The sequence below is a fragment of the Polaromonas sp. P1_E1_2 genome (assembly GCF_056406035.1).
Genome location: NZ_JBFUAZ010000584.1, coordinates 1 through 3,977, shown reverse-complemented (window position 1 = coordinate 3,977; position 3,977 = coordinate 1). Strand labels below are relative to the sequence as shown.

At 60.7% G+C, this 3,977-nt stretch carries 5 protein-coding genes and 1 pseudogene; 4 read left to right on the top strand and 2 right to left on the bottom strand.

Annotation, left to right across the window (positions count from 1 at the left end; all coding sequences use genetic code 11):
- Positions 1-357: pseudogene (locus AC1D1P_RS20270) on the bottom strand (NAD(P)H-binding protein); the annotation flags it as partial.
- Between the two features lie 93 nt (positions 358-450).
- Here AC1D1P_RS20270 and AC1D1P_RS20265 point away from each other — a divergent pair.
- The 4 genes from AC1D1P_RS20265 (at position 451) to AC1D1P_RS20250 (ending at position 2,785) form a co-directional block, all read left to right on the top strand.
- Positions 451-1,383: a LysR family transcriptional regulator gene (locus tag AC1D1P_RS20265; protein WP_477674201.1), complete on the top strand. Its 933-nt coding sequence runs from the start codon at positions 451-453 to the stop codon at positions 1,381-1,383.
- The gene (locus AC1D1P_RS20260; RefSeq protein WP_477674200.1) at positions 1,344-1,706 is read left to right on the top strand and encodes a low molecular weight protein tyrosine phosphatase family protein; all 363 of its coding nucleotides are present in this window, start codon (positions 1,344-1,346) and stop codon (positions 1,704-1,706) included. Before AC1D1P_RS20265 ends, AC1D1P_RS20260 begins: the two co-directional genes overlap by 40 nt.
- Before the next feature lie 6 nt (positions 1,707-1,712).
- Positions 1,713-2,150, top strand: coding sequence for a T6SS immunity protein Tdi1 domain-containing protein (locus AC1D1P_RS20255; RefSeq protein WP_477671693.1), 438 nt, complete (start codon positions 1,713-1,715; stop codon positions 2,148-2,150).
- 146 nt (positions 2,151-2,296) lie between these two features.
- Entirely contained in the window at positions 2,297-2,785 is a 489-nt protein-coding gene (locus AC1D1P_RS20250) for a hypothetical protein (protein ID WP_477674199.1), read from the top strand.
- 66 nt (positions 2,786-2,851) lie between these two features.
- On the opposite strand, the gene AC1D1P_RS20245 is transcribed toward AC1D1P_RS20250, so the two are convergent.
- The gene (locus AC1D1P_RS20245) at positions 2,852-3,940 is read right to left on the bottom strand and encodes a sulfate/molybdate ABC transporter ATP-binding protein (RefSeq protein ID WP_477648612.1); all 1,089 of its coding nucleotides are present in this window, start codon (positions 3,938-3,940) and stop codon (positions 2,852-2,854) included.
- Positions 3,941-3,977: the final 37 nt, after the last annotated feature.

The following is a 3,977-nucleotide window of genomic DNA, read 5'->3' as shown; positions in this document are numbered from 1 at the left end:
GCCCGTAGTTGTAGACCGTGCCAGGCAGCACGATGGTCGCCCCTGCGCCCGGGCGGCCGCGATCGTGTTGTCCAGCATGGGCAGCACCAGCTCGCCCCAGCGACGATAGCCGGGCGGATTGACTGCGTGCACTATCACGCCGCAGCCTTGTGCTGCAGCCATGACATCACCGGGATTCATCGCATCGCCACGCAGCCAGGTGATGCCGCCACGTTGCTCGCCCGGCCGCGACTCGCCACGGCTAAGCGCGCGAACCTGCCAGCCTGCCGCCTCCAGTTGCCGCGCGACTTCCCCGCCGATGCCACCGGTTGCGCCCAGCACCAGTGCTGTGCTTGATTTGCCTTGTTTGCTGCTCATGTCATTCCCAAAAAAGTTGCTATGGGGAAATTCTGGGCCCCTGGGCATCAAAATGGAATTGACTAAAGCAGGGCAACGGCTATACATTTTTGTATGGAAGAAGATGCTGGCTGGGAGCTTTACCGTTCGTTTTTAGGGGTGCTGCACGAGGGTTCGCTCTCAGGTGCGGCACGGTCTTTGGGGGTGGCACAGCCTACGGTCGGACGCCATGTCGCCTCACTCGAAAAGTCGCTCGGCCTGGCGCTGTTCACGCGCTCACAAACCGGTTTTGCGCCGACCGAAGCCGCGCTGGGACTGCGGCCCTTCGCCGAAGAAATGGCCAGCGCCGCAGCCGCCTTACGCCGTGCCGCCGAAAGCCAGGGTGACGGTGTGCGCGGCACGGTGCGGGTCACGGTGAGCGAAGTCATCGGTGTCGAAGTGCTGCCGCCCATCGTCGCGCAACTGCAGCGCACGCACCCGGGCCTGACCATCGAACTGGTGCTGACCAACCGCGTGCAGGACCTGCTGCAACGCGAAGCCGACATTGCCGTGCGCATGACACAGCCCAAGCAGGACCTGTTGATCGCTCGCAGCGTGGGCGAAGTGGAACTGGGTCTCTACGCACGCCGCGATTACCTGGACGCGCGCGGCACGCCGCAGTCATCAGCGGACCTGGCGCAGCATGCGCTGATCGGGTTTGACGAAGAGACACCCTTCCTGCGTTCGGCGCGCAAAGCCTTGCCCGCATGGAAGCGGGCGGCGTTTTCCACGCGTACCGACAGCGACCTCGCGCAACTGGCACTGATACGTGCCGGCGCCGGCATTGGCGTGTGCCAGTCAGCGCTCGCGACGCGTGACCCCGCCCTGGTGCGGGTTCTGCCTGGCGAGTTGTCCTTCAAACTCGAAACCTGGCTGACCATGCACGAAGACCTGCGCCACAGCCCGCGCTGCCGTGTAACCTTGAGCAACTGGGCCTCGATTACCCTCGCACGACCGCAAAGCAACTTGTGCAGAAAGAAGAAACTGCCCGCAGCACTGAACGCGTAAAGGTCCTGTTCGTTTGCAGCCGTAATCAGTGGCGAAGCCCGACGGCAGAGCAGATTTGGCGCAAGCACCCGCAGCTGCTAACCCGTTCGGGTGGGACCAGCCCCAATGCGCGCCATACCGTGTCAGTCGATGACATCCGTTGGGCCGACGTGGTTCTCGTCATGGAAGAAAAACACAAATCAAGACTGACCTCGGAGTTCACGCGGCTGCTTGACGGCAAATCTGTTCATGTTCTTGATATCCCTGACGACTACAAGTTCATGGACAAGGAACTGATAGAGATGCTTGAGCAAAGCGTTCCAAGCATCCTGGGCATCGAGTGACAGACTATGGATCTGCTCGAAGAAATCAAGGAGTCCTGGTGCTGGGTTGGTCTCGATCCACTACAGCTAGTCGCTGAAAATGACTTTGGCAATCTACTGATAAAGGATCATTCAGGTCGCTACTGGCGCCTATGCCCCGAGGACTGTTATTGCGAAATCGTGGCTTGGGATGAAGCTTCTTACGACGCGCTCGTCAATGATCCGGAGTTCAAGAAGGACTGGTTGATGGCAGCGCTGGTCAGGGTTGCGAATGAAAAGCATGGCCCTCTCGCTGTCGGGCGTAAATACTGTCTGGTGGTGCCCGGAATCCTGGGCGGGGCTTACGACATTTCCAATATCAAAACTGCCCCACTGTCCGAGATTGTGAGACGGTCCGGCGACCTTTCAAGGCAAATACGGGATTTGCCGGACGGTGCCAAGATCCGGTTAAAAGTGGTTGATTAGAGGTCGCCTCGGAACAGTCCACAGTTACCCCTCCACAAACACCCTCGCCTTGCGCGGCGTCACCACCAGCATGTCGCCTTCACGCAAGCCATTGCAATATCCTTTCGGACATCACAAGGCACAAACCCCAAATAGGGTCCCCGCACATGACGATTGCAAGCACCCGAATCTACTTCTATCCAATGACCCATCAGCGCGAACTGAGGTTGACCGCATCGCATGGGGGATTTGCGGAATGGTTCACTCGCCGCCTAAAACCAATTCGTGAGCACCTTCGCGGCCCAGAAGCCAAAGGCGTTGATATCGTCAACCTCATGCTTCGCGAGAACCCCGAGCATGCCTGGCACCGAGATGAGTGGCACCAGCGAGGAAATACTTTTGAGTTCAACTTTATGTGCGATTTGAGCCCGCTTGAGACCCGCCCCGCGATCGAGAACATAGAAAAGTTGATGCAGTTCTATGCCGCAGTAACCAAGCAGGCCCCTTGGCCGCAGGTCCGCGCCCTATCCGATGCTCTGGCACGCCCGCTCACCAATGAAGACCGGATTACCATCCGTCCATATCTGCAATGGCCCCGTGGACAGTTGGTGAGCGAAGCTCAAGCTCGACGTACGGCGGCAAAAAGTGCGGCTTAGCCGGTCGTCCGAGTCGACTCGCGACGGCAAGCCTTTGCAATCGACCCAGCTCCGGCGTTAGGCACCTTACCCCTCCACAAACACCCTCGCCTTGCGCGGCGTCACCACCAGCATGTCGCCTTCGCGCAAACCCATCTCGGCAAACTGCTGCGAGGTCATCTGGGCTTCAATGATCGAATCGCCCGAGACATTGCCTTTTTGTTCATAGCCTTCGGCGGGAATCAGCTCCAACCGCGCAATGGGGCCGATCACGATGGCGCGCTCCAGGTGGGCGACGATGCCTTCGGCGCCCGGCGCATAGCGCTGCACGTCCAGGTCGTGCGGGCGCACATAGGCAAAGGCTTTGGCGTCCTGGGCGCCGGCGTGTTCAGGTGAATTGAGGCGCAGGCCTTCGAGCTGGACTTCGCCTTCGTGGGCGCGGCCGTGGAACAGATTCACGTCACCGAGAAAGCCATACACAAACGGGCTGGCCGGGTGGTCCCACACCTCTTGCGGTGAGCCAATCTGCTCGACCTTGCCCTGGTTCATCAGCACCACACGGTCGGCGACTTCCAGCGCTTCTTCCTGGTCGTGCGTCACAAAAATGCTGGTGACATGCAGGTCGTCGTGCAGGCGGCGCAACCAGCGGCGCAGCTCCTTGCGCACCTTGGCGTCGAGCGCGCCGAAGGGTTCATCGAGCAGCAGCACCTTGGGCTCCACCGCCAGCGCGCGGGCCAGGGCAATGCGCTGGCGCTGCCCGCCCGAAAGCTGCGACGGAAAGCGCTCGGCCAGCCAGTCGAGCTGCACGAGGTTGAGCAGCGAATGCACTTTTTCCTTGATCTGCGCTTCGCTGGGCCGCTGGCCGCGGGGCTTGACGCGCAGGCCGAAGGCCACGTTCTCAAAGACGGTCATGTGGCGGAACAGCGCGTAGTGCTGGAACACGAAGCCGACCTGGCGCTCGCGCACATGCACGTCGGTGGTGTCTTCGCCGCTGAAGAGGATGCTGCCGCGGTCGGCGGTTTCCAGCCCGGCAATGATGCGCAGCAGCGTGGTCTTGCCGCAGCCCGAAGGGCCGAGCAAGGCGACCAGTTCGCCCGATTGAATGTCCAGGCTGACATCGCCCAGTGCCTGGAAGTCGCCAAAATGTTTGCTGACGTTGCGGATTTCGATGCTCATGATGTTTTCCTTTAGCGAACGGCTGCCACGGCTGCCC